General features: G+C 67.4%; 27 protein-coding genes and 3 riboswitches. Of the genes, 19 read left to right on the top strand and 8 right to left on the bottom strand.

The features are described from left to right. Positions 1–33: 33 nt before the first annotated feature. The 4 genes from XH87_RS32070 to cobU form a co-directional block, all read right to left on the bottom strand. A complete protein-coding gene (locus tag XH87_RS32070; RefSeq protein ID WP_271590318.1) occupies positions 34–963 on the bottom strand; it encodes a phosphatase PAP2 family protein in 930 nt (309 codons plus the stop codon). A 502-nt stretch (positions 964–1,465) separates the two neighbouring features. Then, positions 1,466–2,098: a 5,6-dimethylbenzimidazole synthase gene (gene bluB, locus XH87_RS32075; protein WP_271590319.1), complete on the bottom strand. Its 633-nt coding sequence runs from the start codon at positions 2,096–2,098 to the stop codon at positions 1,466–1,468. A 4-nt stretch (positions 2,099–2,102) separates the two neighbouring features. Then, a complete protein-coding gene (gene cobS / locus XH87_RS32080) occupies positions 2,103–2,888 on the bottom strand; it encodes an adenosylcobinamide-GDP ribazoletransferase (protein ID WP_271590320.1) in 786 nt (261 codons plus the stop codon). Continuing rightward, complete coding sequence (cobU, locus tag XH87_RS32085) at positions 2,885–3,388, bottom strand: bifunctional adenosylcobinamide kinase/adenosylcobinamide-phosphate guanylyltransferase (RefSeq protein WP_271590321.1); 504 nt, start codon at positions 3,386–3,388, stop codon at positions 2,885–2,887. The genes cobS and cobU overlap by 4 nt, the downstream gene beginning before the upstream one ends. A gap of 126 nt (positions 3,389–3,514) precedes the next feature. Here cobU and cbiB point away from each other — a divergent pair, with 126 nt between their 5' ends. Both cbiB and cobD read left to right on the top strand, forming a co-directional pair. After that, a complete protein-coding gene (gene cbiB / locus XH87_RS32090; protein WP_271590322.1) occupies positions 3,515–4,456 on the top strand; it encodes an adenosylcobinamide-phosphate synthase CbiB in 942 nt (313 codons plus the stop codon). A gap of 11 nt (positions 4,457–4,467) precedes the next feature. After that, positions 4,468–5,433 (top strand): threonine-phosphate decarboxylase CobD, encoded by a 966-nt coding sequence (gene cobD, locus XH87_RS32095; RefSeq protein ID WP_271590323.1) that lies wholly within the window; start codon positions 4,468–4,470, stop codon positions 5,431–5,433. On the opposite strand, the gene XH87_RS32100 is transcribed toward cobD, so the two are convergent. Then, the gene (locus XH87_RS32100) at positions 5,422–6,870 is read right to left on the bottom strand and encodes a cobyric acid synthase (protein WP_271590324.1); all 1,449 of its coding nucleotides are present in this window, start codon (positions 6,868–6,870) and stop codon (positions 5,422–5,424) included. The genes cobD and XH87_RS32100 overlap by 12 nt on opposite strands. A gap of 12 nt (positions 6,871–6,882) precedes the next feature. Then, on the bottom strand, positions 6,883–7,518 hold the full coding sequence (cobO, locus tag XH87_RS32105) for a cob(I)yrinic acid a,c-diamide adenosyltransferase (protein ID WP_271590325.1): 636 nt from the start codon (positions 7,516–7,518) through the stop codon (positions 6,883–6,885). A 40-nt stretch (positions 7,519–7,558) separates the two neighbouring features. Further along, positions 7,559–7,778: riboswitch (cobalamin riboswitch) on the top strand. A 95-nt stretch (positions 7,779–7,873) separates the two neighbouring features. Between cobO and XH87_RS32110 the strand changes: the two genes are divergently transcribed. The 7 genes from XH87_RS32110 to cobJ are packed head-to-tail and all read left to right on the top strand — an operon-like array spanning position 7,874 to position 15,781. Next, positions 7,874–8,248 (top strand): DUF1636 domain-containing protein, encoded by a 375-nt coding sequence (locus XH87_RS32110; protein WP_271590326.1) that lies wholly within the window; start codon positions 7,874–7,876, stop codon positions 8,246–8,248. Next, positions 8,245–9,279: a cobalamin biosynthesis protein CobW gene (gene cobW, locus XH87_RS32115; RefSeq protein WP_271590327.1), complete on the top strand. Its 1,035-nt coding sequence runs from the start codon at positions 8,245–8,247 to the stop codon at positions 9,277–9,279. The genes XH87_RS32110 and cobW overlap by 4 nt, the downstream gene beginning before the upstream one ends. Then, on the top strand, positions 9,279–12,527 hold the full coding sequence (cobN, locus tag XH87_RS32120) for a cobaltochelatase subunit CobN (RefSeq protein WP_271590328.1): 3,249 nt from the start codon (positions 9,279–9,281) through the stop codon (positions 12,525–12,527). The genes cobW and cobN overlap by 1 nt, the downstream gene beginning before the upstream one ends. After that, on the top strand, positions 12,524–13,687 hold the full coding sequence (cobG, locus tag XH87_RS32125) for a precorrin-3B synthase (protein WP_271590329.1): 1,164 nt from the start codon (positions 12,524–12,526) through the stop codon (positions 13,685–13,687). Before cobN ends, cobG begins: the two co-directional genes overlap by 4 nt. Beyond that, positions 13,687–14,316 (top strand): precorrin-8X methylmutase, encoded by a 630-nt coding sequence (locus tag XH87_RS32130; protein ID WP_035699398.1) that lies wholly within the window; start codon positions 13,687–13,689, stop codon positions 14,314–14,316. Before cobG ends, XH87_RS32130 begins: the two co-directional genes overlap by 1 nt. Before the next feature lie 2 nt (positions 14,317–14,318). Continuing rightward, on the top strand, positions 14,319–15,050 hold the full coding sequence (locus XH87_RS32135; protein WP_271590330.1) for a precorrin-2 C(20)-methyltransferase: 732 nt from the start codon (positions 14,319–14,321) through the stop codon (positions 15,048–15,050). Then, positions 15,047–15,781: a precorrin-3B C(17)-methyltransferase gene (gene cobJ / locus XH87_RS32140; RefSeq protein WP_271590331.1), complete on the top strand. Its 735-nt coding sequence runs from the start codon at positions 15,047–15,049 to the stop codon at positions 15,779–15,781. Before XH87_RS32135 ends, cobJ begins: the two co-directional genes overlap by 4 nt. Here cobJ and XH87_RS32145 read toward each other — a convergent pair. Next, entirely contained in the window at positions 15,757–16,503 is a 747-nt protein-coding gene (locus XH87_RS32145) for a cobalt-precorrin-6A reductase (RefSeq protein ID WP_271590332.1), read from the bottom strand. The two genes, cobJ and XH87_RS32145, sit on opposite strands and share 25 nt — an antisense overlap. 10 nt (positions 16,504–16,513) lie before the next feature. On the opposite strand from XH87_RS32145, the gene cbiT reads away from it, so the two are divergent. The 8 genes from cbiT to cobT all read left to right on the top strand — a co-directional run bounded on the left by cbiT (position 16,514) and on the right by cobT (position 23,715). Further along, entirely contained in the window at positions 16,514–17,695 is a 1,182-nt protein-coding gene (cbiT, locus tag XH87_RS32150; protein WP_271590921.1) for a precorrin-6Y C5,15-methyltransferase (decarboxylating) subunit CbiT, read from the top strand. After that, on the top strand, positions 17,692–18,060 hold the full coding sequence (locus tag XH87_RS32155) for a cobalamin biosynthesis protein (protein WP_271590333.1): 369 nt from the start codon (positions 17,692–17,694) through the stop codon (positions 18,058–18,060). Before cbiT ends, XH87_RS32155 begins: the two co-directional genes overlap by 4 nt. Further along, positions 18,057–18,839 (top strand): precorrin-4 C(11)-methyltransferase, encoded by a 783-nt coding sequence (cobM, locus tag XH87_RS32160; protein WP_271590334.1) that lies wholly within the window; start codon positions 18,057–18,059, stop codon positions 18,837–18,839. Before XH87_RS32155 ends, cobM begins: the two co-directional genes overlap by 4 nt. Then, positions 18,839–20,149 carry a cobyrinate a,c-diamide synthase gene (locus XH87_RS32165; RefSeq protein ID WP_271590335.1) on the top strand — a complete coding sequence of 437 codons (1,311 nt, stop codon included), beginning with the start codon at positions 18,839–18,841 and terminating at the stop codon, positions 20,147–20,149. The genes cobM and XH87_RS32165 overlap by 1 nt, the downstream gene beginning before the upstream one ends. Beyond that, positions 20,146–20,877 carry a uroporphyrinogen-III C-methyltransferase gene (gene cobA, locus XH87_RS32170; protein ID WP_271590336.1) on the top strand — a complete coding sequence of 244 codons (732 nt, stop codon included), beginning with the start codon at positions 20,146–20,148 and terminating at the stop codon, positions 20,875–20,877. The genes XH87_RS32165 and cobA overlap by 4 nt, the downstream gene beginning before the upstream one ends. Before the next feature lie 45 nt (positions 20,878–20,922). Further along, a riboswitch (cobalamin riboswitch) is annotated at positions 20,923–21,141 on the top strand. A 37-nt stretch (positions 21,142–21,178) separates the two neighbouring features. Then, positions 21,179–21,856, top strand: coding sequence for an energy-coupling factor ABC transporter permease (locus tag XH87_RS32175; protein WP_271590337.1), 678 nt, complete (start codon positions 21,179–21,181; stop codon positions 21,854–21,856). A gap of 46 nt (positions 21,857–21,902) precedes the next feature. Beyond that, positions 21,903–22,652, top strand: a complete 750-nt coding sequence (gene cobF, locus XH87_RS32180; RefSeq protein WP_271590338.1) for a precorrin-6A synthase (deacetylating) — start codon at positions 21,903–21,905, stop codon at positions 22,650–22,652. A gap of 10 nt (positions 22,653–22,662) precedes the next feature. Then, positions 22,663–23,715 (top strand): nicotinate-nucleotide--dimethylbenzimidazole phosphoribosyltransferase, encoded by a 1,053-nt coding sequence (gene cobT, locus XH87_RS32185; protein ID WP_271590339.1) that lies wholly within the window; start codon positions 22,663–22,665, stop codon positions 23,713–23,715. Between the two features lie 6 nt (positions 23,716–23,721). On the opposite strand, the gene XH87_RS32190 is transcribed toward cobT, so the two are convergent. Beyond that, positions 23,722–24,294, bottom strand: coding sequence for a histidine phosphatase family protein (locus XH87_RS32190; protein ID WP_271590340.1), 573 nt, complete (start codon positions 24,292–24,294; stop codon positions 23,722–23,724). 72 nt (positions 24,295–24,366) lie between these two features. Continuing rightward, positions 24,367–24,567, top strand: a riboswitch (cobalamin riboswitch). A 60-nt stretch (positions 24,568–24,627) separates the two neighbouring features. Between XH87_RS32190 and XH87_RS32195 the strand changes: the two genes are divergently transcribed. Both XH87_RS32195 and XH87_RS32200 read left to right on the top strand, forming a co-directional pair. After that, entirely contained in the window at positions 24,628–24,831 is a 204-nt protein-coding gene (locus tag XH87_RS32195; protein ID WP_442868327.1) for a hypothetical protein, read from the top strand. 69 nt (positions 24,832–24,900) lie between these two features. Next, a complete protein-coding gene (locus tag XH87_RS32200) occupies positions 24,901–26,334 on the top strand; it encodes an NAD-dependent succinate-semialdehyde dehydrogenase (protein ID WP_271590341.1) in 1,434 nt (477 codons plus the stop codon). Positions 26,335–26,396: the final 62 nt, after the last annotated feature.

The following is a 26,396-nucleotide window of genomic DNA, read 5'->3' on the forward strand; positions in this document are numbered from 1 at the left end:
CTTCGCGCTCGACCTGCGTTGATCGTCCAGTATCTAGTCGGGTGAGAACCGGATCGGGCCCAGCCACGGCTTGCCGTCGATCGGTGAGGGAATGGCTTGCACGAGGTCGCTGCTCGGGCCTCGCGCCCGGACGAGCCACGTTGTTGCAGCAATGGCTCCGCATGCCACGGCCGCGCCGCCAATGACGTCCACGCCATAATGCGCGCCGCAGAGTGGCGTTCCGGCGATGAGAAGGAGATTCAAGGGAACGAGAACGAAGCGCAAGATGCGGATCGGCCAAAGAGCCCAAACAAACAAAATGGCATTGGCCGTGTGAAAGCTCGGGAAGGAGATCAGCCCCTCCACAGACCGAAAATCGATGACGCGTAGCGTTCCGTTGCGAAGCCCTTCCAGGACAGGGAAATAGCTGTGCCCGCCGTCCGGCAGGGTTGATAGTTCGGTGGCAACCCTGTCCACATAGATTATCGCGTTTGCGGCCGGAATGAAGCACGCAATTGCGGCGGTCGCCGTTACAGCAACCGCAAATGCGATGATGTAGAACTGCAATCGGTCAAGCCGTCGCGTCAGAATGGCGGCGGCCAGCACCAAGATATTCTGCGACATCATGGAGTTGTAGGCGAGAGAAAGTGCGTTGCGAAGTCCTTCGTGCTTTTTCACGACAGCGAGATAGCCGGCGCGATCGAATCCAAGCCACTGATCCATGGCGTGGAGATCGGCGTCCCGGTAAGGCAGCGGCACTGTGGACGCGGCGTAGCTCAGCATCACTCCCATGAGGATCACGACAACGAGCTGGCCAAAGCAGATGAGGCCGCGCGCGATCTTTGGATTCGGTCGAACGAAACTGAAATATATGGCGCAGAAAGCATAGCATGACATCAACACGAGGGTATCGGCTGACACCTCAATGCTGCAGCCCAGACCCGCGAGGCTGAGCGAGAGCGCCGCCAGGAGAGCGATCGCCATGGTGGTCTGCCACGTGACGGTGGACAACAGTCGGTCATCCGTATTCGGCACGTCGTGCATCTTCCCCGTATTACATCTTAAGGTTGAGATATGAAGAGCTACCGATCGCCGCACGAAGGAATCCTTGGTGCGCTGGGGGGTGGGCCGCCCGCTTTTCGTGAAGGTTAGGGTGTGGTCAGCCTGGTGTTGATGTCCATGAATGCACCGCTCAACGCCGTGCCCGCGCCGCTTTACTCGTCTCCTTCCGATTGTATTTGTCGCGTGTATCAATTGGTTGCAACAACCCAAATTTACTCGTGAAGAAATTAAGGAGGCTTGAATCCGAACCGTTAATTTGGGTCCAATTCGAATGTTTCAAATGGCGCTGGAAGTAGGCCCCGGCAGCGACGTCCGCCAAGATCACAAACGGAAACCGCACTCGGATGGGCCGCTGAGCGCCAAATCCTGACACCTGCGGTTCGGCCAGGTTGTCTGAGCCGCCGCGTTCGAGCGCCGCGCCTGACTAGCGCCGCAGCGTGAACTCGTCCGCACCGCGTCGGTATTCCCATTCCGCCCGCTCCAGCTCAGGCCGGTCGCATTCGGCTTCCGGATAGCCGATGCAGAGATAGGCGATGAACTTCCAGGCGCTGGGCACGTCGAGAATGGCGCGGATCCGATCCGGGCTCAGGATCGATACCCAGCCAAGGCCAACGCCATCGGCGCGTGCGGCGAGCCACATCGCGGTGATCGCGGCGACCACGGAATATTCGGTCGTCTCCGGCATGGTCGCGCGGCCGAGGCCGTGGCCGATGCTGCTGGCCTTGTCCGCGAACACGGCGAGGTGGCCGGGGGCCTGCTCGAGGCCCGATAGTTTCAGCGTGGCATAGCGCGCTGCGCGGTCGCCGGAATAGGCGTTCAGCGCATCGGCGTTGCACGATTTGAAGTCCTCGATCACGGCGCGGCGTGTTGCGTGATCGTCAACGATGACGAAGCGCCAGGGCTGGCTGAGGCCGACCGAAGGCGACAGGCAGGCGGTATCGATCAGGCGAGGAATAGTGCCGTCCGGCAGGGGATCGGTCCGAAAGCGGCGGACGTCGCGGCGCCACACGAACAGCTCGCGCAAGTGCTGGCGGAAGGCGTCGTCGAACTCGACCATGACGTCAATGTCCCGTCTGGAACGACGCGGCGGCAACCAGCAGGATCAGGATCTCGCCGGTCTGCTCGAACGCGCCGAGGATGTCGCCGGTCTGCCCGCCGATCTGGCGGATGGCAAGCCGCGCCAGCATCAGGCCGGCGAGCGACAGCAGGACCAGGCCGACCAGCGCCTTGCCCGGGCCCAATGCCAGGGCAAGCGCGAGCGTTCCAACGGCGAAGGCCATGGCGACGCTGCGGCCCGGCGGCGAACCGGCGCTGGCCGACAGCCCGTCAGGCCGCGCCGGAGCGACCAGCGACATGAAGGCCGGCACGCCGGCGCGACTTGCTGCGTGCGCAGCGCACAGCGCCAGCATGACGGCCCATGGATCTGCGATCGCAGCGAGCGCGCTCCAGCGCAGGCCGAACGACAGGATGAGCGCGCAAGTACCATAGGTCCCGATCCGGCTGTCACGCATGATCTCGAGCTTGCGCTCGCGTGTCCGGCCGCCACCGAGTCCGTCCGCGGTGTCGGCAAGTCCGTCCTCGTGCAGCGCGCCGGTGATGAGGGCGGTCGTGGCCAGCACGAGCAGGGCGGCAAGGCCCGGTGTCAGTCCGAAGCGAATGGAGATCTTGTAGATCAACGCGCCGGCGAGGCCGACCAGCAGTCCCGCGACGGGCAGCGCCCAGGTCGCGCGCGCGATCGCGCCGTCGCCGGCGGGCTTGGACGATGCGACGGGGAGGATCGTGACGAACGATGCTGCGATCCTGAGATCGGCGACGACGTCTCGCAAGAGCTCGGCGCGCGGGATCATTTCAGCTTCATCGGCAGGCCGGCGACGACGAACTCGACCTCGTCGGCGACACCGGCAAGGGTCTGATTCATGATCCCGGCGGCATCGCGGAAGCTGCGCGCCAGCGCGTTGTCGGGCACGATGCCGAGGCCGACTTCGTTGGTCACCAGGATGACGGGGCTGCTCAAGCGGGGCAGGGCGCCGGCGAGTTCCCTCACGTCTCGCTCCCAGTCGCGCGCCGCATGCATCAGGTTGGAGAGCCACAGCGTCAGGCAGTCCACCAGCCGTGCGCCGCCGCCATCGGTTGCGAGCAGCGCCGGCACGAGATCGAGCGGGACTTCGCGCTCGATCCAGTCGGCTCCGCGCCGCGCGCGGTGTCGAGCGATGCGCTCCTCCATTTCGCCGTCGAGCGCCTCGGCGGTCGCGACGTAGACGGGCTGGCCGGGAAAGCTGCGCGCGCGCGCTTCCGCCCGGGTGCTCTTGCCCGATCGCGCTCCGCCGGTGATCAAGATGACGGCCATGAAGGTCTCCTGTCGCCAGCACTAATCATCAAACGCGCCCAAAGACAAAGCCGAAATCATGCGGCGAGGGACTTGCGCTCGGCCGCCGTCTTGCGCAACAGGGGCGGAGCGAGACGGGAGATTTGCGTGGAATTTGCGGGGGCCATGGCAGTGGCGATGGCGGTGGATGCCCTTCTGGGCTGGCCGTCGTCGCTGTTCGTGCGGATCGGCCATCCCGTCACCTGGCTGGGCTGGCTGATTGCCGCGATCGACTCCGCCTGGAATCGCGCGTCCGATCCGCCGGCGTCGCGCCGCGCTGCCGGCGTTGCCGGCGCACTCGTGGTGATCGCGCTCTCGGTCGCGCTCGGTTGGGGGCTTCAATCCTTGCTTCCCTCAGGCTGGATCCAGATCATGCTGGTGGGCATCCTGGCCTGGCCCCTGGTCGCCTTGCGCTCGCTGCACGACCACGTTGCCGCCGTCGCAGCCCCGTTGCAGGCCGGCGACATCGCCGCTGCACGAGACGCGGTGTCCCACATCGTCGGCCGCGATCCCGCGGCGCTCGATGAAGCCGGCATCGCGCGTGCGGCGATCGAGAGTCTCGCGGAGAACGCCTCCGACGGCATCGTGGCGCCGGTGTTCTGGGGCGCGCTATTCGGCTTGCCCGGAATCCTCGGCTACAAGGCCATCAACACGCTGGATTCCATGATCGGCCACCGCAGCGAACGGCACGAAGCCTTTGGGTGGGCTGCGGCGCGCATCGACGATGTCGCCAATTTCATTCCGGCGCGGCTGACCGGATTTCTCTTCGTACTGCTGGCACCGCAGCGATCGGAGGCGCTGTCGTGCATGACCCGCGATGCGCGCCGTCACCGCTCGCCCAATGCCGGCTGGCCGGAAGCCGCGATGGCCGGCGGGCTCGGCGTGCGGCTCAGTGGCCCCCGCATCTATCACGGTAGCATCACCAACGAGCCTTGGCTGAACGAGGGCGCCCGCGATCCGCGCGCCGCCGAGATCGCCGGGGCGCTGACGGTCTACCGCCGCGCCATGCTGCTGCTCGCAGGCCTGCTTGCGGTCCTGGCTTTCGCGTGAAAGAACGGGGCATGCGCGAGCACGGTGGAAATCTGGATCAGGCCCAGCTGCGTTTTGGTGGACGCGCGGAAGACTGGATCGATCTTTCGACCGGGATCAACCGGCTGCCTTATCCGGTGGGTGAGGTGAGCTTGCATGCGTGGAGCGCGCTGCCGTCGCGAGCCGAGATCGAGGCCTTGCATCGGGCTGCACAGCAGGCCTGCCGCACGAGTGCACCCGCCATTGCGATGGGCGGCGCGCAGGCCGCCATTCAATTGCTGCCGCAACTGGCGCCACCTGGTCGCGCCCGCATTCTCGCGCCGACCTACAATGAATATGCAGGCGTCCTGTCGGCTGCAGGCTGGGAGGTCCAGGAGATCGCGGAGCCTGACGCGCTGGCGGGCGCGGATCTCGCCATCGTCGTCAATCCCAACAATCCCGACGGCCGGCGTCATATGCCAAGGGATCTGCTGGCACTGCTGCCGCGCGTCGGCCGTCTCGTGATCGACGAGAGCTTTGCGGATGCCGTGCCGGAGCTGTCGCTTGCGCCGGAAGCGGATCGACCGGGACTGTTGATCTTGCGCTCCTTCGGAAAGTTCTATGGCCTTGCCGGCCTGCGGCTCGGCTTCGCGATCGGCAATGCCGCCGATATCGCCAGGCTCGCGGCGATGTCGGGTCCATGGCCGGTCTCGGGAGCGGCGATCGAGATCGGCTGCCGCGCCTTGCGCGACGAGGCCTGGGCCGGGGCCACGTCCGCGCGGCTTGCGCGCGACTGTGGCCGCCTCGACGACATGGCGCGGGCGCAGGGCTGGCGGCTTGTCGGCGGCGCGCCGCTGTTTCGCTTGTACGAGACGCCTCACGCGCTGGCCGCGCAAGAGAAGCTCGCGCGTCGCCAGATCTGGTCCCGCGTCTTCGCCCAAAAGCCGACATGGCTGCGCCTCGGGCTTCCCGGCAGCGACGCCGAATGGGCGCGCCTTGCCGAGGTCCTACCGCGCTAGCGCAAGCAGACCTTCGACGTCGAGATGGGTTTCGATGTGGTCGGCGAGCGCATCGAGCGCGTCTTCGACCCTGGCGCGATAGGGCTCGTCGCCTGCGGGAATGTCGAGCCTGGCCAGGAACGCCTTGCGGAAATCATCCGAACTGAACAGGCCATGCAGATAGCTGCCTTGCACGCGTCCATCCCTCGAGATCGCGCCTTCCGGCTCGCCATTGAGTTTCGCGAACGGGCGGGCGCGATCGGGGCCGTCGGTCCGGCCGATATGGATTTCGTAGGCTTCGATCGGCTGCTCGGTGGCGGCATGCACGGCCGTGACCCGCGTCAGCGTCTTCTGCGGGCTCATCATCGTCTCGACATCCAGCAGCGCGAGGCCGGGCGTGTCGCCCGCGGGACCCTCGATTCCTTGCGGGTCCGCAACGCTGCGCCCCAGCATCTGATAGCCGCCGCAGAGGCCGAGCACGTGGCCGCCCCGGCGGTGGTGCGCGAGGAGATCGATGTCCCAGCCCTGCGCGCGAAGGAAGGCCAAGTCGCCGCGAGTGGATTTCGAGCCGGGAATGATGACGAGGCGCACGTCGCCCGGAATGGCTTCGCCGGGACGGACCATCACGAGATCGACGCCCGGCTCGAGCTTGAGCGGATCGAGGTCGTCGAAATTGGCGATCCGCGACAGTGCGAGACAGGCGATCTTGCATTGGCCGGGCTTGCGCGCATCGCGCAGGCCGAGCGCATCCTCGGCCGGCAGTTCGCCGGCACGCGCGAACCGGGGCAGCACGCCGAAGCCGCGCCAGGCCGTCCTCTCCTCGATCAGCCTGTAGCCGTCGTCGAACAGCGTGGGATCGCCGCGGAACTTGTTGATGACAAATCCGCGGATCATCGCGGCATCGTCGGGGTCGATCACCGTCTTGATGCCGACGAGCTGGGCGATGACGCCGCCGCGGTCGATGTCGCCGACCAGCACGACCGGCACGTCTGCCTTGCGTGCAAAGCCCATATTGGCGATGTCGGCCTTGCGCAGGTTCACCTCGGCCGGACTGCCGGCGCCTTCGACCAGCACGAGATCGGCGCGCGCCTTCAGCCGCTCGAAGCTCTCCAGCACCGCGCCCATCAATGACGGTTTCATCGCGGCGTAGTCGCGCGCACGCGCCGTGGCGATGCGCTTGCCGTGAACGATGACCTGCGCGCCGACATCGGTCTCGGGCTTGAGCAGCACCGGGTTCATGTCGGTGTGCGGCTCGACTCCGGCGGCCAGCGCCTGCAGCGCCTGGGCGCGTCCGATCTCGCCGCCGTCGACGGTCACGGCCGCGTTGTTCGACATGTTCTGCGGCTTGAAGGGGAGCACGCGCAGGCCGCGCCGCGTGAAGACACGCGCAAGGCCGGCGACGATGAGCGACTTGCCCACGTCCGAGCCGGCCCCCTGGATCATCAATGCGCGCGTCATCGCGGAGCCCAATCAGAACTCGACGCCGGCCTGCGCCTTGATGCCGGAGCGGAATGGGTGCTTGACCAGCGTCATCTCGGTGACGAGGTCGGCGATCTCGATCAACTCGTCCTTGGCGTTGCGCCCGGTGAGCACGACATGCGTCATCGGCGGCTTCTGCGTCGTCAGGAAGTCGACCACTTCAGTGATGTCGAGATAATCGTAGCGCAGCGCGATGTTGATCTCGTCGAGCACGACCATGCGCAAGCTTTCATCGCGGATCAGTTCCTTGGCCTTCTCCCAGCCGGCGCGCGCGGCGGCGATGTCGCGAGCGCGGTCCTGCGTCTCCCAGGTAAAACCTTCGCCCATCGCGTGGAACTGGCAGAGATCGCCGAAATGGCCGGTGAGAAGGCGTCGCTCGCCGGTGTCCCAGGCGCCCTTGATGAACTGCACGACCGCGCAAGGGAAGCCATGGGCGACGCAGCGGACGATCATGCCGAAGGCCGAGGAGGATTTGCCCTTGCCGGCACCGGTGTGAACGATGATCAGGCCCTTTTCGCCGCTCTTGGCCGCCATGATCTTGTCGCGGGCAGCCTTCTTCTTCGCCATTTTCTTGGCGTGCCGGGCGTCGGTTTCCTCAGCTGTTTGGGTATCCGGTTCAGGCGTCATGGTACCCGGTCCTTCGGCTTGACAAGTGGCGGCCACCGGCAAATGGTGGCCCGGCGTTGGTTCCTGTCCTATGACAGGCGAAGAGGGAATGCGATAGGGTCCGAATCGGCAAGATTTGGGTCCAAAATGCAGCCGCCCCCGCGACCGTGACCGGAGAGATGCCCGAAGCCACTGATCCCCTTGGGAATCGGGAAGGCGGGGATCGAAGGGCAAAGCCCTGCTCCGCAAGCCGGGAGACCTGCCAGCGCGGACGAGTTTTGGACCGGCGGACGGGGTGTTCCGCGACGGGGAAACGGGCCTCTCGAGTCAGGGTCCGTGCGCCTCTCGCCTCCCGCCGACTATCCTGGAAGAGGCGATGACCGTCACACTTCACGTCTGCATCACCTGCCGCGCCGGCGAGACGCTTGGCGAGGGCGAGACGACGCCCGGCAAGCGCCTGCATGGCGCGATCCTCGACGCCGGCGTCCCCGACGGCGTCAATGTGGTTCCCGTGGAATGCCTGTCGGCCTGCAGCCAGGGCTGCTCGGTCGCGCTCAGCGCTCCCGGCCGCTGGTCCTATGTCTACGGCCGCCTGTCGGAGACGAATGCGAACGACGTGGTCGCGGGCGCCGCGGCCTATGCGGCCGCGCCCGACGGCCTCGTGCCCTGGCGCAGCCGGCCGGAAATATTCCGCAAGCAGTCGCTTGCCCGCATTCCCCCCATTGCCGTCGTGCCGGAGGCCGCCGAATGAACTCGCTCGCAAAAGTCCCCGTTACGGTGGTTACGGGGTTTCTCGGTTCCGGCAAGACCACGCTGATCCAGCATCTGCTCAGCAATGCGGGCGGCAAGAAGCTCGCCGTGCTGGTCAACGAGTTCGGCAGCGAGGGCGTCGACGGCGAGATCCTGAAATCATGCGCTGACGCCAATTGTCCGGAGGAGAACATCGTCGAGCTCGCCAATGGCTGCATCTGTTGCACCGTCGCCGACGATTTCATTCCGACCATGGAGCAGTTGCTGGCGCGCCCCGTGAAGCCCGATCACATCCTGATCGAGACCTCGGGCCTGGCACTGCCAAAACCGCTGCTGAAGGCATTCGACTGGCCGGAGATCCGTTCGCGCATCACGGTGGATGGCGTGATCGCGCTGGCCGATGCCGAAGCCGTCGCAGCCGGCCGCTTCGCGCCGGATCCGGCCGCGGTCGATGCGCAGCGCGCGGCGGACGAGAATCTCGACCACGAGACGCCGCTGTCGGAAGTGTTCGAGGACCAGATCGCCTGCGCGGACATCGTGCTGCTGACCAAGGCGGATCTCGCGGGCGCGGCGGGAATCGAAGCCGCCAAGGCGGCGATCATCGCCGAGATGCCGCGCCGCGTGCCGATGCTTCCCATCACCGACGGTGCGATCGATGCGCGTGTCATCCTCGGTCTTGGCGCTGCCGCCGAGAACGATCTCGCCGCGCGCCCGTCGCATCATGACGGCGAGGAGGAGCACGAGCACGACGATTTCGCCTCCGTCGTGATCGATCTTCCGGAGGTCGCGGATATCGATGCACTGGTGGCCTCGGTCCAGCGTCTGGCGCGCGAGCAGAACGTGCTGCGCGCCAAGGGCTATATCGCGGTCGCGGGCAAGCCGATGCGCCTCCTGCTGCAGGCCGTCGGCGAGCGCGTGCGTCACCAGTTCGACAAGCCCTGGGGCACGGGTCTCAGGCAGTCAAAGCTGGTCGTGATCGGCGAGCACGGTGACATCGACGAGGCCGCGATCAGGTCAGGACTGGGCGTCTGATGCACGTCGTCTTCCGCGAGAGCCGCGGTCTGGAGGAGACCGCGACGCCAAGAGATATCGGCCAGGACCCGGCCGATCTCGTGGTGCTCTCGTATTCCGATTCCGATCTGGCTGCGTTCGCGGCCGGCTGGCGGCGTGGGCGCGACAGCCTGCCGTCGCTGCGGCTCGCCAATCTTGCGGAGCTCCGTCATCCGCTGTCGGTCGACACCTATATCGAGCGTACGCTGTCGCAGGCGCGCGGCATCCTCGTGCGCCTGATCGGTGGTGAGTCCTACTGGCCGTACGGGCTCGCGGCCCTGCAGCAACTTGCGAGAGACCGCAATATCGTGCTGGCCGTGCTGCCGGCCGACGGCCGCGACGACGCGCGGCTCGATGCATACTCGACCCTGCCGGTCTCGACGCTGCGCCGGCTCAAGGTGCTCTGCGACACGGGCGGCCCGGTCGCGGCGCAAGCGGCTATCGCGCAGCTCGCGCTGGCCTCGGGTCTCTATGCCGGTCCGGTCGTCGGCGAGATGAGCGTGCCCGAGATGGGGTTCTACGATCCCGCGCGCGGCGTCATTGCGGCGCCGGCGGACCGCGAGGGGAAGCCGCGCGCGCTAGTGACGTTCTATCGTTCCTATCTCACCGCTGCGGACACCGGCCCGGTCGATGCCCTGATTGCCGCGCTGCGCGAGAGGGGATTCGACGCCCATGGCGCCTTCGTCACCTCGCTGAAGGCTCCGGGCGCCGCCGATTGGCTGCGCGCATATCTTGCGCAAGATCCTCCAGCCGCGATCGTCAACGCAACGGCGTTCTCGGCCGTGGGCGACGACGGCACGACGCCGTTCGATGCCGCGACGTGCCCCGTGTTTCAGGTCGCGCTCTCCACGGCGCGGCGCGAGGATTGGGCGGAGTCGCTCCGCGGCCTGTCGCCCGGCGACCTTGCGATGCATGTGGTGCTGCCCGAGGTCGATGGACGCCTGTTCGCGGGCGTGGTGAGTTTCAAATCGTCCGCGATGCGCGATCCCGATCTGCAATTCTCGCATCTGGCGCACGCGCCCGATGCGGAGCGTGTGAAGGCCGTCGCCGCGCGCGTCGCGGCCTGGCGGCGGCTTGCCGAGACGCCGGCCGGCGAGAAGCGGGCGGCGATCGTGCTCTCGAACTATCCCGGCCGGCCGCACCAGATCGCGCATGCGGTCGGTCTCGATGCGCTGGCTTCGGTCGAAGCGTTGGTGTCCGATCTCGCTGAGGCCGGATTCGCTGTTGCTCAGGTTCATGCGCTCGGCGAGACGCTGCTCAAGCAGCAATTGATCTGGAATGTCGCCGAGTACCGCGCGGCGCTCTCGCGCCTGCCGCAATCCTTGCGGGATGATCTCGCGCAAGCCTGGGGCTCGCCGGAAGACGATCCGAGCTGCCGCGACGGCGCGTTCCGTTTCGCCGCGATCCAATGTGGTCGGTCGATCGTCGCAGTTCAGCCGGAGCGCGGCGATGCCGCCTCGCGCGATGCCGACTATCACGATCTCGCCCGCACGCCGCGCCATGCTTACGTCGCCTTCTATCTCTGGCTCGGGCAGCAGGGCTGTGGCGCCGTCGTGCATATGGGCGCGCACGGCACGCTGGAGTGGCTGCCCGGGAAATCCGTGGCGCTGTCATCGAACTGCTGGCCTGAAGCCCTGACCGGCGATCTCCCGATCATCTATCCCTTCATCGTCAACGATCCCGGCGAGGCCGCTCAGGCCAAGCGGCGCGTCGGCGCGGTCACGATCGGCCATTTGCCGCCACCGCTCGCAATGTCCGCGGTGCCGGAAGGCCTGCGCCGTCTCGAGCGGCTGCTCGACGAATATTCGACCGCCGACGGTCTCGATCCCGCCCGCCGGCAGCGCCTCATCGCGGCGATCCGCGACGAGGCCCGCGCCGCCGGCCTCGAAGAGGATCTCGGTCTCGATGCATCGGCGGCGCCGGCCGAAGCGATCCCGCGGATCGATCGCTTCGTCTGCGATCTCAAGGAGAGCCAGTTCGGCGACGGCTTGCATGTGTTCGGCCGCGGAGCTTGCGGCGAAGCGGAGCGGGACGCGCTGCTTGCTGCGCTGGCAGGCCGACGCGTTGCGCCGGGACCATCGGGCTCGCCCTATCGCGGCCGCCAGGACGTGCTGCCGACCGGGCGCAATCTCTTCGCCGTCGATCCGCGCGCGGTGCCGACGCCGTCTGCGCATGCGCAAGGCATCAAGCTCGCCGAAGAGCTGCTCCGCCGCCATTTGCAGGATCATGGCGACTGGCCGAAGGGCCTCATCGTCGATCTCTGGGGCTCGGCGACGATGCGCACCGCCGGCGAGGAATTCGCCATGGCGCTGCACCTGGCCGGCCTTGCGCCGCGCTGGGATCACGCCTCCGGCCGCGTCACCGGGTACGACATCATCGCGCCGGCCGAACTCGGCCGTCCGCGCATCGACGTCTCGCTACGCGTGTCGGGCCTGTTCCGCGATGTCTTCGCGGGTCTCGCGCAATTGTTCGAAGCCGCTTCCGGGGCGCTTGCGGAGCGCGAGGACGAGGGCGACGAGAATCCGTATCGTCACCGCGTGGCCCGCGTGTTCGCGCCGCGGCCCGGACAATATGGCGTCGGCCTCTCGGCGATCCCGGATGCCTTCACATCCGAGACGCGCGATGCGGCCGGCGAAGCCTGGTTGTCGGCATCGTCCTGGGCGTTCTCCGCGGATGGTACGATGCAGCCGGATCGTACCGGCATCGAGCAGCGCCTCGCGTCCGCAGACGCTTTTGTCCATATCCAGGACTTGCCGGAAACCGATCTCCTGCTCGCCGCTGACTATGCCGCGCATGAAGCGGGCGTCGCTGCGGCTGCAGCCCGCCTCGGTGCAGGCGCGCCGTCACTCTATCATCTCGATGCGACACGATCCGGCGAGCCGCATGCGCGCACGCTGACGGAGGAGATTTCACGTGTCGTCCGGGCACGCGCGGCCAATCGGGCCTGGATCGCGGGCATGATGCGTCACGGCTTTCGTGGCGCCGCCGAGATCACCGCGACGCTGGAGCATATGGCCGCCTTCGCGCATCTCGCCGGCGCCGTGCCGCCGCATCTGTTCGACCTCTATTACGATGCGACACTCGGCAACGACGACGTCCGCGCCTTCATGGCCCGTGAAAATCCGTTCGCGCTCGCCGCGATGGAGGCCTGCTTCACACGGCTGCACGAAGCCTCACTCTGGCGAACCCGCCGCAATTCGATCGCGGCGGCGCTGCGGGAGGCCTCATGAGCGCGGCGGCAGTCAAGGGCTGGTGTCCCGGCGCGCTGCGACCGATGCTATCGGGCGACGGGCTCGTGGTGCGCGTGCGTCCGTTTGGCGGGCGCCTTGAAGCGCCACAGATCTCCGGGCTGGCCGAACTCGCCGAGCGCTTCGGCAACGGCCTGATCGACGTCACAAGCCGGGCCAATCTCCAGATCAGGGGCGTCAAGGAGGAGAGCCATCTTCCGTTGCTCGACGGCCTTGCGCAGCTCCAGCTGCTCGACCGCGACGCCGACATCGAAGCTCGACGCAACATCCTGGTGACGCCGTTCTGGAGCAGCGGCGACGAAACGCAGTCGCTCGCTGCGGAGCTCGAGGAGGCGCTTGCCGATTCCGGCCTCGCGCTTCCCACCAAGTTCGGCTTCGCCATCGATGACGGAAGGTCGCGCGTCCTGGCCGGCGATTCCGCCGACATACGCATCGAGCGCGATCGCTCGGGCCGTCTCCTGGTGCGGCCCGACGGCGCGAGGCTCGGCCGCTCGGTCGCCCGCGGACAGGCCGTGAGCACGGCGCTGGCGCTCGCAAGCTGGTTCATCATCTCCGGCGGCGCGAGGGGCGGGCGCGGGCGCATGGCGGCCCACATCGCGTCCGGGACGGCGTTGCCTCAATCGCTGCGCGGCGAGACCGAGCCGGCGCCCGTGATGGCCGCGGCTCGGCCCGGGCACTATCCGCAAGGCGCGATGGTCGGCGTCGCGTTCGGGCAGATGCTCCACGCCACGCTCCATCAGTTCTCCGGTTGCGGACATGCGCTGCGCATGACGCCCTGGCGGATGGTGCTCAGCGAGGGTAAGCGCGAGATGCCGAGCGGGGCGGGCCTCATCACCGAGCCGTACGATCCGGCGCTGCGCGTCATCGCCTGCAGCGGCGCACCGCGCTGCCGGGAAGCCCATGCCGATACGCGCGCGCTCGCAGCAGCGCTGGCGCCGCGCATTGCCGCCGATACGCGGCTCCACGTCTCCGGCTGCGGCAAGGGCTGCGCCCATTCCGGCAGGGCTGCGGTCACGCTGATTGCGACGCATGCCGGATTCGATCTCGTCCGCAACGGCTCGACCCGCGACGAGCCGATCCTGCGCGGGCTGAGCGGCGCCGATATCGTCAGCGATCCCTCCATCCTGGTCGGAGGGAACTGATGCCGCACACCTACGAGACCGACGGCGCGGCGATCTACCGGCAATCCTTTGCGACCATTCGGGCCGAGGCCGATCTTGCGCGCTTTACGCCCGACGAGGAGCCGGTGGTGGTGCGCATGATCCACGCCGCCGGCATGGTCGGCCTGGAGGCGCATGTCCGCTTCACGTCAGGCATGGCAACCCTCGCGCGCGCGGCCTTGCAGAAGGGCGCGCCGATCCTGTGCGATGCGCGCATGGTCTCGGAAGGCATTACGCGCGCAAGATTGCCGGCGGCGAATGCCGTCATCTGCACGCTCGGAGACTCCGCCGTTCCCGCGCTCGCGCAATCCATGCGCAACACGCGCTCGGCTGCGGCGCTGGAGCTATGGAGGCCGTATCTGGGCGGCGCGATCGTCGCGATCGGCAATGCGCCGACCGCGCTGTTTCATCTGCTCAACATGCTGGAGGATCGCGACTGCCCCCGGCCTGCGGCGATCATCGGCTGTCCGGTCGGCTTCGTCGGCGCCGCCGAATCGAAAGCCGCGCTGATGGAGGATCCGCCGGTGCCGGCACTGACGGTCGAGGGCCGCCTCGGCGGCTCCGCGATCACGGTTGCTGCCGTGAACGCGCTGGCGAGCCGGAGCGAATAGCCATGGGACGCATCATCTGCTGCGGTCTCGGCCCCGGGGATCCCGATTTGATGAGCGTGCGCGCCGACCGCGCGGTGCGCGCGGCCAAGCACGTGGCTTATTTCCGCAAGAAGGGAAGGCCGGGTCAGGCGCGGCGCATCGTCGAAGGCATGCTCGCTCCTGATGTCACCGAATATCCCATGGAATATCCTGTGACTACGGAGATCGCTTTCGACAGCCCCGAATACGTGCAGCTGCTCGCCGGCTTTCATGATGAATGGGCCGAGCGCCTGGCGCGTCTGGCGCGCGCGGTCGATGTCGTCGTGCTCTGCGAGGGCGATCCCTACTTCTACGGCTCGTTCATGCATCTGCACACGCGCCTGCAGGGCCGCGTCGAGATCGAGGTGATCGCAGGGATTCCCGGCATGGTCGGGTGCTGGAACGGAGTCGGACGGCCGATCGCGCTCGGCGACGACGTGACGACGGTGTTGATGGGCACGCTCCCCGAAGACGAGCTCGAACGGCGCATGCGCGATTCCGATGCGCTCGTCGTCATGAAGACTGGCCGCAATCTCGCAAAGGTGCGCCGCGCGCTTGGCTCTGCCGGCCGGCTGGGCGATGCCTGGCTGGTCGAGCGCGGCACCATGCCCGGCGAACGTGTCGCGCGGCTCGCCGAGATCGATGTCGCCGATTGTCCTTATTTTGCGATCGTGCTCGTGCACGGCAAGGGCCGGCATCTGGAGGCGGCCGAATGACGGGCACGCTGACCATCGCAGGCCTCGGGCCCGGGAGCGACGCGCTGCTGACGCCGGAGGTTTCCGCCGCGCTTGCAGCCGCGACTGACATTCTGGGCTACGCGCCCTATGTCGCGCGTGTGCCGCCGCGGGCTGGGCTCAGGCTGCACCCGTCGGACAATCGCGAGGAGTTGCAACGCGCGCGCGAGGCCCTGCGACTTGCGGACGAAGGCGGGCAGGTCGTCGTCGTGTCCTCCGGCGATCCCGGCGTGTTCGCGATGGCCTCGGCCGTGTTCGAGGCGCTCGAACAGGCGCCGCAATGGCAGCAGCTGCCGATCCGCGTGTTGCCGGGTATCACCGCGATGCTGGCGGCGGCCGCGCGTGCGGGCGCGCCGCTCGGCCATGATTTCTGCGCGATCAATCTCTCGGACAATCTCAAGCCGTGGACGGTGATCGAGAAGCGTTTGCGGCTGGCCGCGGAAGCCGATTTTGCCATTGCGATGTACAATCCGCGCTCGGCGAGCCGGCCGGAAGGATTTGGCCGCGCGCTTGCGGTGCTTCGAGAGGCCGGTTGCGGCGAACGCCTGGTGATCTTCGCACGCGCGATCAGCGCGGCTGACGAGAAGATCACGACCGTCATGCTGGACGAGGCGACACCCGAGATGGCCGACATGCGCACGCTCGTGATCGTCGGCAATTCGCAGACGCGCCAGGTCGGCCGCTGGGTCTATGCACCGAGGCAGGTCCGATGACCGAGCCACTGCATCACCTCCGTAACGCTTTCGGCCCGCAACCGCTCGGGCAGTTGCGGTCGCGAGATCATGATCACGGGCAGGCCGAGCATGCGGGCGGCGTCGATCTTGGCGCGTGCGCCTTCGCCACCGGAATTGCGGGCGACGATCCAGGCGATGCCGCGCGTGCGCATCATCTCGAGCTCGCCTTCGAGCGTGAATGGCCCGCGCGATACGATCACGTCGGCGGCGAAGGGCAGGGGCGCCTCTGGCGGATCGACGAACCTCAACGTGTAGACATGCTGCGGCCTGCTCGCAAACGGCGCGATGTGCTGACGGCCGATGGCGAGGAACACGTTTGCGGGCGCCTCGGGCAACGCAGCGGCTGCCGCGTTGACATCGCGAGTTTCGATCCAGTGATCGCCGGTCGCTCTCGTCCAGGGCGCGCGTTCCAGTGCAATCAACGGCGTACCCGCTTCTGCGCAAGCCGCGACGGCATTGCGGCTCATCTCGGCGGCAAAGGGATGCGTTGCGTCGATCACATGTGTAATGGCTTCACGACGAATGTAATCGGCCAGCCCGCTCACGCCACCAAAACCGCCGATGCGAGTCGGCAGCGGCTGGTCGGCCGGCGCGCGGGTGCGGCCGCCATAGGAATAGACGGCGTCGACGCCGGCGCGCGCGATCTCCGCTGCGAGCAGGCTCGCATCGGCCGTTCCGCCCAGAATGAGGGCGCGTGTCATGAGTGATTCCTTGGCTGATCCCTGGCTGACCATCATCGGTATCGGCGAAGATGGCCTTGCCGGGCTGTCCGAGGCAAGCCGAAAGGCGCTTGCCGAGGCTGAAACCGTGTTCGGTGGCGAGCGCCACCTTGCGCTTGCGGAGGTCGGCGGCCGCGGCCAGCCGTGGCCGGTGCCGTTCGATGCGGATGTCGTGCTGAGCTGCAGTGGCAGGCCGACGGTGGTGCTCGCCTCCGGCGATCCGTTCTGGCATGGCGCCGGCGCGAGTCTCGCCGAGAAGCTCGACGGCGGGGAATGGATCGCGCATTCCGCACCGTCGACATTCTCGCTTGCGGCCGCGCGGCTGGGCTGGCGCCTCGAGTCGGTTGTGTGCCTCGGCCTTCATGCGGCGCCATTCGAGCGTCTCGTGCCGCATCTGGCGCAAGATGCACGCATCATATGCCTGGTGCGCGACGCAACGGCGGTCGGCGATCTCACGAAGTGGCTGACGCAACGTGGATGGGGCGCCTCACTCGTGTGGACTCTCGCTGCGCTTGGCGGCCCACGCGAAATGATCGACCAGCATCGCGCCGATCTCTTTGCTGGGGATATTGCCGGCAATCTGGTTGCGGTGGCGGTGCAGGCGCGGGGAGGCAAAGGCGTTCCCCGCAGTTCGGGATTATCGGACGATCTCTTCGTCCATGACGGCCAGATCACCAAGCGGCCGGTGCGCGCGCTCGCCCTCTCGGCGCTGGCGCCGCGGCCCGGCGAAAGGCTGTGGGACGTCGGCGCCGGTTCGGGTTCGATCTCGGTGGAGTGGGCGCTGTGTGGTGGGACGGCCACCGCCATCGAGCTGCGTGAAGATCGCGCCGCGAACGTTCGCAGCAATGCAGCGGCGTTCGGACTGGCGCATCGGATCCACGTCATTGCAGGCAAGGCGCCCGAAGCCCTTGCTGCGCAGGACCCGCCGGATGCTGTCTTCATCGGCGGCGGCCTTGATAGTACAATATTCGCTGTGATCTGGTCCCGACTTGCGCCGGGCGCTCGGCTGGTTGCACATTCGGTCACGCTGGAAACGGAAGCGCTGCTCGGCGAATTGCACCAGCGTCACGGCGGCGAGTTGATGCGGGTGGAGATGGCCCATGCCGCCCCGCTCGGCCGTTACCGGTCGTGGGAAGCGACGCGGCCCGTGGTGCAATGGAGTGCGATCCGATGAAGGTCGCGGGATTCGGATTCAAGAAGGATGTCTCGCTGGCTTCGCTGCGCGAGGCACTGCTGGCGGCCGGCGGTCCGGAAGGCCTCGCGGCGGTGGCGACAGTCAGCGACAAGGCCGACGCAGAGGTGTTGAAGCAGCTCGCACGCGAATGTGGTGTGCCGATCAAGGCCGTTCCGGCCGATGTGCTGTCTGGTGTCGACACGCGGACGCAGTCAAAGCTCGTCGTGGAAAAGTTCGGCACCGGATCGGTAGCCGAAGCTGCGGCCCTTGCTGCCGCCGGTCCTCGCGCGCGGCTGATTGCGACGCGTGTAGTCTCGCAGGATCGCTCGGCCACTGCCGCAATCGCGGAAGGAGACGGCGCATGACGGTGCATTTCATCGGCGCTGGGCCTGGCGCTGCCGATTTATTGACGCTGCGCGGCCGCGATCTGATCGCTGCCTCTCCGGTCTGCCTCTATGCCGGCTCGCTGGTGCCGGAGGGCGTGCTGGCGCATTGCCCGCCCGGTGCGCGCATCGTGAATACCGCGCCGCTGTCGCTCGACGGGATCATAGCGGAGATCGCCGCCGCGCATGCGGCAGGCAAGGATGTGGCACGGGTGCATTCCGGCGACCTCTCGATCTGGTCGGCGATGGGCGAGCAGATCCGCCGTTTGCGCGCGCTCGGCATTCCCTTTTCGGTGACGCCGGGCGTGCCGTCGTTCTCAGCTGCTGCCGCGGCGCTGGAGGCTGAACTCACGCTGCCCGGTCTTGCCCAGACGGTCGTGCTGACGCGCACGCCGGGGCGGGCCAGCGCAATGCCCGAAGGCGAGAAGCTTGCCGCATTCGCCGCGACCGGCGCGGTGCTCGCGGTCCATCTGTCGATTCACCTGCTCGACAAGGTCGTCGCCGAGCTCACGCCGCATTATGGCGCGGACTGCCCCGTCGCAATTGTCTGGCGCGCGAGCTGGCCGGACGAGCGCATCGTTCGTGCCACGCTCGGCTCGCTCGATGCGGCCGTCGGTACGGAGATGGAGCGCACCGCTCTGATCCTGGTCGGCCGGACACTGGGCTCGGCGGATTTTGACGAGAGCCGCCTCTACGCCGCCGACTACGATCGTCGCTATCGGCCCATGGGCGCCGAGCCGCGTTTTCCGGAGGCATCGTGATGCCCGCAGGGCTCGTGATCTCCGCGCCGGCCTCCGGTGTTGGCAAGACGACGCTGACGCTGGCGCTTGCCCGCGCCTGGCGCCATCGCGGATTGAACGTGCAGTGCTTCAAGAGCGGCCCCGACTACATCGATCCCGCCTTTCACGCTGCCGCCACGGGACGCGCCTCCGTCAATGTCGACAGCTGGGCGATGGACCGCGCAGGCATCGCGCATCTCGTCAGCCGCGGTGCCGACGCCGATGTCGTGCTCGCCGAGGGATCGATGGGCCTGTTCGACGGTGTTGCCGCACGCGGTGTCTCCGGCACCGGTGCCACCGCTGATATTGCGGAGTTGCTCGGCTGGCCGGTGGTTCTGGTGATCGATCCCTCTGGCCAGGCGCAGACTGCGGCGGCGATCGCCGCAGGCCTTCGCGATTATCGCGCCGGCGTGCGCCTTGCGGGCGTCGTGCTCAACCGTGTCGCCAGCCCGCGTCATGAAGATCTCGTGCGGCGTGCGCTCAACGATGCAGGAATCGCCGTGTTCGGCGCGCTGCCGCGTCATGCCGAGATCAGCCTGCCGAAGCGGCATCTCGGCCTGGTGCAGGCCGAGGAGCAGGCGGAGATCGGCAAGCTGATCGACGAGGCCGCGCGCTTTATTGCCGAGCACGTCGATCTCGATGTGGTGTTGCAATCGGCAGCCAAATGGTCGCCGCAACCTGCGGCGAACGGTCTGAATGTGACGCCGCCCGGCCAGCGCATCGCGCTGGCCCGCGATCCGGCATTCTCCTTCGTCTATCCGCATATGCTGGAAGCCTGGCGCGCGGCGGGCGCCGAGATCTCGACATTCTCTCCGCTCGCCGATGAAGCGCCTGACGCGAGCGCCGACGTCTGCTGGCTTCCCGGCGGCTATCCCGAGCTGCACGCCGGCAAGATCGCGGCCAATGCGCGCTTTCGCAGCGGCCTGCGCGCGTTCGCCGAGACACGGCCGGTGCATGGCGAGTGCGGAGGCTATATGGTGCTGGGAGCTGCTTTGACCGATGCCGACGGCGTCCGCCATGAGATGGCGGGCCTGCTTGGCCTCGAGACGAGCTTTGCCAAACGGCGGATGCATCTTGGTTATCGTCTCGCCACGCTCGCATCCCCGATGCCGGGACATCAGGCCGGTGCACGCCTGCGCGGCCACGAGTTCCACTATTCGACGATCGTCGCGCAGCCTGATGCGCCGCTGGCGGTCGTGCACGATGCGACGGGCGCCGTCATCGCCGAGACCGGCTCGCAGCGCGGCCGCGCCACCGGCACATTCTTCCATCTGATCGCGGAGGACCGGTGAGCGGATTCGTCTCCTTCATTTCCGCCGGTCCTGGCCATCCCGAGCTGCTCACGGTGAGGGGGGCCGCGCGGCTGCGCGAGGCCGACGTCGTGCTCTATGACGACCTCGCCTCCGGCGCGATCCTCGATCTCGCCCGGCCCGGCGCCAATCTCGTCGCGGTGGGGAAGCGGGCGGGGCGGCCCTCGACCAAGCAGCACCATGTCAACCGTCTCCTGGTCGACTATGCCGGAACCGGCGCCCGCGTCGTACGGCTGAAGTCGGGCGATGCCGGCATTTTCGGCCGGCTCGAGGAGGAGCTGGAGACGCTGCGCGAGGCGGGCATCGGCTACGAGATCATTCCCGGTGTCACATCCGCCTGCGTCGCCGCAGCCCAGGCCGGCATTCCCCTGACCCGCCGACATACCTCCCGCCGGGTGCAGTTCATCACCGGTGCCGATGTCAGCGGCGAGCTGCCGCAGAACCTGAATTGGGCGGCGCTGGCGGACCCTGAGGCGACGACCGTGGTCTATATGGGCCGGCGCACCTTTCCGGCGCTTGCCGCAAGATTGATCGCGCACGGCCTCGCCCCGACCACCCCGGCGCTGTTCGCCGAATCCCTCGGGCGGTCTGACGAACGGCTGGTCCGCACCACCATTGCCGAGCTCGCCGAGCAGCTTGCGCGCGGCGGCGCCGCGTCCACCGCCGCCGTCATCCTGTTCGGCGCGCTGGCAGGGGATTATCCCTCGTGACGGCCGCAGCCACCCTTCGCCCCTTGACGCCGGCTCCGCGAAAGGGGCACACAGGAGAGGCATGGTGCTCGACGCGGCGCAAAGCGCCGGAGCATAATCGGGAATGGGGGTGGGCGGACCCAGTTGCGGCGCCCAAAACCCCAGCCGCCCCCGCGACTGTAAGCGGTGAGGGGCTCCTATCAGCCACTGGGCCGAAAGGTTCGGGAAGGCCGGAGAACCCAGTGACCCGCGAGCCAGGAGACCGGCCCTGCACGTTTTGAGGCCAAGGCCGTCGGGTGTGACGGCAGGAAGGAATTGAGCCATGCATATCGAACCCGGAGTAGTGACGGGCGCCAAGCTCGTGTTGAGTTACGCAACCGGCATCGCCGCAGGCGGCATTGCGCTGAAGCTGGCGGCCGAAACCGTCCGCGAGCAGGGCGTCGGCTCGTTCGCGGCGCGCACGCTGGCCACCACGGGCCTCGTCTTCACCTTCTTTCAGGTCCTGCCGCATTTCCCGGTCGGCGTCTCCGAAGTGCACTTCATCCTCGGCTCGACCTTGTTCCTGCTGTTTGGTGCTGCGCCCGCGGCCTTCGGCCTCGCACTCGGCCTCCTGCTCCAGGGCATCTTCTTCGTGCCGACCGACTTGCCGCAATACGGCATGAACGTCACGACGCTGCTGGTGCCGCTGTTCGCGATCCAGGCGATCGCGACGCGGATCATTTCGCGCAACACCGCCTATGTCGATTTGAAGTACCGTCAGGCGCTGGCGCTCTCGACGACCTATCAGGCCGGCGTGGTCGCCTGGGTGGCGTTCTGGGCGCTCTATGGCTCCGGCTTTGCCGCGAGCAACCTCGCCAACATCGCGACCTTCGCGGCCTCCTACGCGCTGGTCATCGTGATCGAGCCGCTCGCCGATCTCGCTGTGCTGGCCTTGGCGAAGTCGCTGCGTGGTGTCATCGCGCCCGGCCTCGTCACCCCGCGTCTGCACAACGCTGCCTGAGAGACAAGCGAATGGGCGGCCGCTGCGGCCGCCCTTCGCGCTCGCGATGCTCACGCTCTCCCTGATAGGCATCGGTTGCGGCGATCCCGAGCAGCTCACGAGCGCCGCGATCCGCGCCATCAACACAGCCGATCTTGTCCTGATCCCGCGCAAGGGCGCCGCGAAGTCCGATCTCGCAGATCTCCGGCGAACGATCTGCGCGGACGTGCTCACCAGCGACGAGACAGCCATCGCCGAATTCGATCTTCCCGTGCGCGATGCCGGCGAAGCTGATTACCGCAAGGGCGTAGACGCTTGGCACGATGCGGTTGCCGCGACCTGGTCGCAGACGATCGCGAGGCATCTCGAAGGTGAAGGCAAGGTTGCGCTGCTGATCTGGGGCGATCCCTCGCTCTACGATTCCTCGCTGCGCATTGCGCGGCGGCTCGATCCCTTGCCGAAGATCGAAGTCGTGCCCGGCATCACTTCGATCCAGGCGCTATGCGCGGCGCATGCACTGCCGCTCAACGACGTCGGCGAGCCGTTCCTGGTCACGACGGGGCGGCGCTTGGGCGAACGCGGCTGGCCGCAGGGAGTCGATACCGTCGTGGTGATGCTCGACGGCGGCACGGCATTTCAGTCGCTCGATCCGACCGGGCTCCACATCTGGTGGGGTGCCTATCTCGGCATGCCCGATCAGATCCTGATGTCCGGTCGGCTCGCGGACGTGGGCTCGCGCATCGTCACCGCACGGCAGGAGGCGCGCGAGCGGCACGGCTGGATCATGGACAGCTATATTCTCAAGCGCAGGGGATAGGCGAGGCAGCATGCTTCCCGAATGGATTTATCAGAACTGCCCGGAGGTCTCCGCGGTCCATCGCGAGGCGGCATTGGCGCGGCAGGCGCAACTGACGAAGCCCACCGGCGCGCTCGGCCGGCTCGAGCAACTCGCGATCGAGCTTGCGGGCCTGCAAGCGACCGAGCAGCCGCGTGCCGCACGCGTGCCGATCATCGTCTTCGCCGGCGACCACGGCATCGTCGCGCAGGGCGTGTCGGCCTATCCGCAAGCCGTGACGATCGCGATGATGGCGAATTTTGCGTCCGGAGGCGCAGCGATCTCGGTGCTGGCGCGTGAACTGGGTTCGAGCCTGGAGGTGGTCGACGCCGGCACGCTGGCCCAGGAGCAGATGGCGGGCGTCGTCACCGACAAGCCACGCAGCGGCACGCGCGATTTCAGCGTCGAGGCTGCGCTCACGCCTGTGGAGTTGGCCTGTGCCTTCGAGGCCGGCCGGCGTGCGGTGGTGCGCGCCGAGACCAGTCAGCCCGATCTTCTGATCTTCGGCGAGATGGGCATCGGGAACACCACGGCATCCGCGGCGATCGCGGCAAGCCTGCTTGGTGTGAGCGCCAACGAGATCGCGGGCAGCGGCACCGGCGTCGATGCGGCCGGCCGCGCGCACAAGGCGCGGGTGATCGATGCGGCGATCGCACGCCACGGCGTCGCCGGAGCCTCGGCCGAGGAGATCCTGTGCGCCGTCGGCGGCCTCGAGATCGCGGCGATTTCAGGCGCGATCATTGCGGCCGCGCAGCGCCGCATTCCCGTGTTGATCGACGGCTTCATCGTGTCGGTCGCGGCGCTGGCGGCGGCACGCCTCAATCCGTCCTGCCGGCCGTTCCTGCTGGCCTCGCATCAATCGGCGGAGCAAGGGCATCGGCTGGTGCTACGCGCGCTGAACGTGCAGCCGCTGATCAGCCTCGATCTCAGGCTCGGCGAGGGATCGGGCGCGGCCATCGCGCTGCCGCTGGTGCGTCTCGCATGCAGCCTGCACAATGGCATGGCGACGTTCGCGCAGGCCAACGTACCGGATCGCCCGACCTGATCCGGCTCAAGCCGCGCGCTGGTTGACCGTGACGACTCGCCAGCCCGCCGCGAGCCGGTCGATCCGGGTCAGCGACAGCGGATCGATCACGAAGCGCAAGGCTGCCTGGGGCGTCAGGTCCAGCGCGATGCAGAGGGCGGCGCGGATGGTGCCGGAATGCACGACGAGCGTCGCTGAACCGTCGCCAATCCGCGACAGGCCCTGCCGGACGCGCGCGACCTGATCCGCAAAGCTTTCGCCGTTCGGCGGCCGTCCACTCGCCGGATCGCGCCAGAATTGTGCATATGCATCGCCACCGGTCGCGGCGAGCTCGTCGTGACGATGGCTGGTCCAGTCGCCGAAATCCTGCTCGCGGAATTCGCTCATCAATTCCGGTTCGAGCCCCAGTGCGCGCGCCGTCTCGACCGTGCGCCGCGACGGGCTGGCATAGCTGGCGCCATCCGGCGGCAGACGGTGCCGCAAGGCCACCAACGACGCGTGATCTCCGAGATCGGCCGCCGCATCGGCAGCATGGATCGTCCCCGCGGTGCCGCGGACGGGCGCATGCCGTATCAGCCAAAGGAAGGTCTCGCCTTCCATGCTCATCTCCGAGGAAGTTGGTCGCTGTGGCTACAACGCCGAAACTGGTACATTGACTCACTCTTGTTGGTAATCCTAGGTGCTCTCGACGGTTTCTCCGAGAGGGGATGAAAAGGGAATGCGGTGCGGGGACGTTGTCCCCAATGCCGTGGCGGCTCCCGCAACTGTGGGCGGAGAATCCTTCGTCACGAGCCACTGGGCCTCGTTTCCGGGAAGGCGACGAAGCGGTCGCGACCCGCGAGCCAGGAGACCTGCCGTCAGCCGTGGTCACACGCGAAGATGTAGCACACCGCGCGGATCGACGACGAGGCGCTGTCGTTCGACGACCAGCTGATGCTCACGCGCAGCTTCGCGCTGGTCGGCGGCCCCCCGCGTCGCCGCATCGGCTACACGTGGGAGGCCGTTCCCGGCCTGAGCTTCTTCGGCCAGTACGCCACCGGCGCAGATATCGCAGCCAACACTGCTGGGTCCGACCCAGCCGCTCGACCTGACCACCGCCATCACTGGTCCCTTTTCGCCGCCCGGCTTTCGGTGTAGCTCTGCGGCGGCTCGAAACGGCGGGCGCTGGTCTCGCCGACGACCGAAACCATGCAGGAGGCAGCACGGATGTACCCGAAAGTTCAGATGTTCATCGCCGGCGAGTGGACCGATGGTTCGTCCGGCAAGTCGGAGGACATCCTCAATCCCGCCACCGGCCAGCCGATCGGCAAGACCCCGCATGCCTCGCGTGGGGATCTCGACCGTGCGCTGGAGGCGGCCAAGGCCGGCTTCGAGATCTGGCGCAAGACCTCCCCGTTCGACCGTTACAAGCTGATGCGAAAGGCCGCCGACATCATCCGCTCGCGCGCCGCCGAGATCGCGCCCGTGATGACCATGGAGCAGGGCAAGCCGGTGGTGGAAGCGCAGGGCGAGACCATGCTGGCCGGAGATCTCATCGACTGGTTCGCGGAAGAAGCGCGCCGCGCCTATGGCCGCATCGTGCCGCCGCGGATGGGCAACGTCTCGCAGCTCGTGACCAAGGAGCCGGTCGGCCCGGTCGCGGCGTTCACGCCCTGGAATTTCCCGATCAACCAGGCGGTGCGCAAGATCTCGGCCGCGCTCGCCGCGGGCTGCTCGATCATCGTCAAGGGACCGGAAGAGACGCCTGCAAGCTGCATGGAGCTGGTGCGGGCCTATGCGGATGCGGGCATTCCGGCCGGCGTCGTGCAACTGGTGTTCGGCGTGCCGGCGGAAGTGTCGGAGTATCTCATTCCGCATCCGATCATCCGCAAGATCAGCTTCACCGGCTCGACTGCCGTCGGCAAGCATCTGGCTGCGCTCGCGGGCCTGCACATGAAGCGCGTCACCATGGAGCTCGGCGGCCATGCGCCGGCGATCGTGTTCGCTGACGCCGACCTCGACAACGCCGCGAAAATTCTGTCCGCCAACAAGTTCCGCAACGCCGGCCAGGTCTGCGTCTCGCCGACGCGCTTCCTGGTGCATGAGAGCGTCTACGAGCCCTTCGTGGACAAGTTCGTGGCCGCGGCCAAGAGCCTCAAGGTCGGCAATGGCCTCGACAAGGACACCCGCATGGGACCGCTGGCGAACCCGCGCCGCGTCGATGCCATGGAAGGCCTCGTCTCCGACGCGGTCCAGCGCGGCGCCAAGGTCAAGGCCGGCGGCAAGCGCATCGGCAACGAAGGCTTCTTCTTCGAGCCGACGGTGCTCACCGACGTGCCCCGCGATTCGCGTATCATGAACGAGGAGCCGTTCGGGCCGCTGGCGCCGATCACCTCGTTCCGCAGCTATGACGAGGTGGTGGCCGAGGCCAACCGTCTGCCTTACGGCCTTGCGGCCTATGCCTACACCACCTCGACCAAGACGATGCAGGCCATCGGTGCGGACATCGAGAGCGGCATGGTCTCGATCAACCATCACGGTCTCGCGCTGCCGGAAGTTCCGTTCGGCGGCATCAAGGATTCCGGCTACGGCTCCGAAGGCGGCCTCGAGGCGATCGAGGGGTACCTGAACACGAAGTTCGTGACCCAGGCGAGCGCGTAAGGAAGAGTCGCGCTGTCATTCCGGGCTCGCGGCAAGGGTGCGACCCGGAATGACGGTGGACA

Origin of the sequence: Bradyrhizobium sp. CCBAU 53415, from assembly GCF_028128735.1 — a bacterium.
Classification (GTDB): domain Bacteria; phylum Pseudomonadota; class Alphaproteobacteria; order Rhizobiales; family Xanthobacteraceae; genus Bradyrhizobium.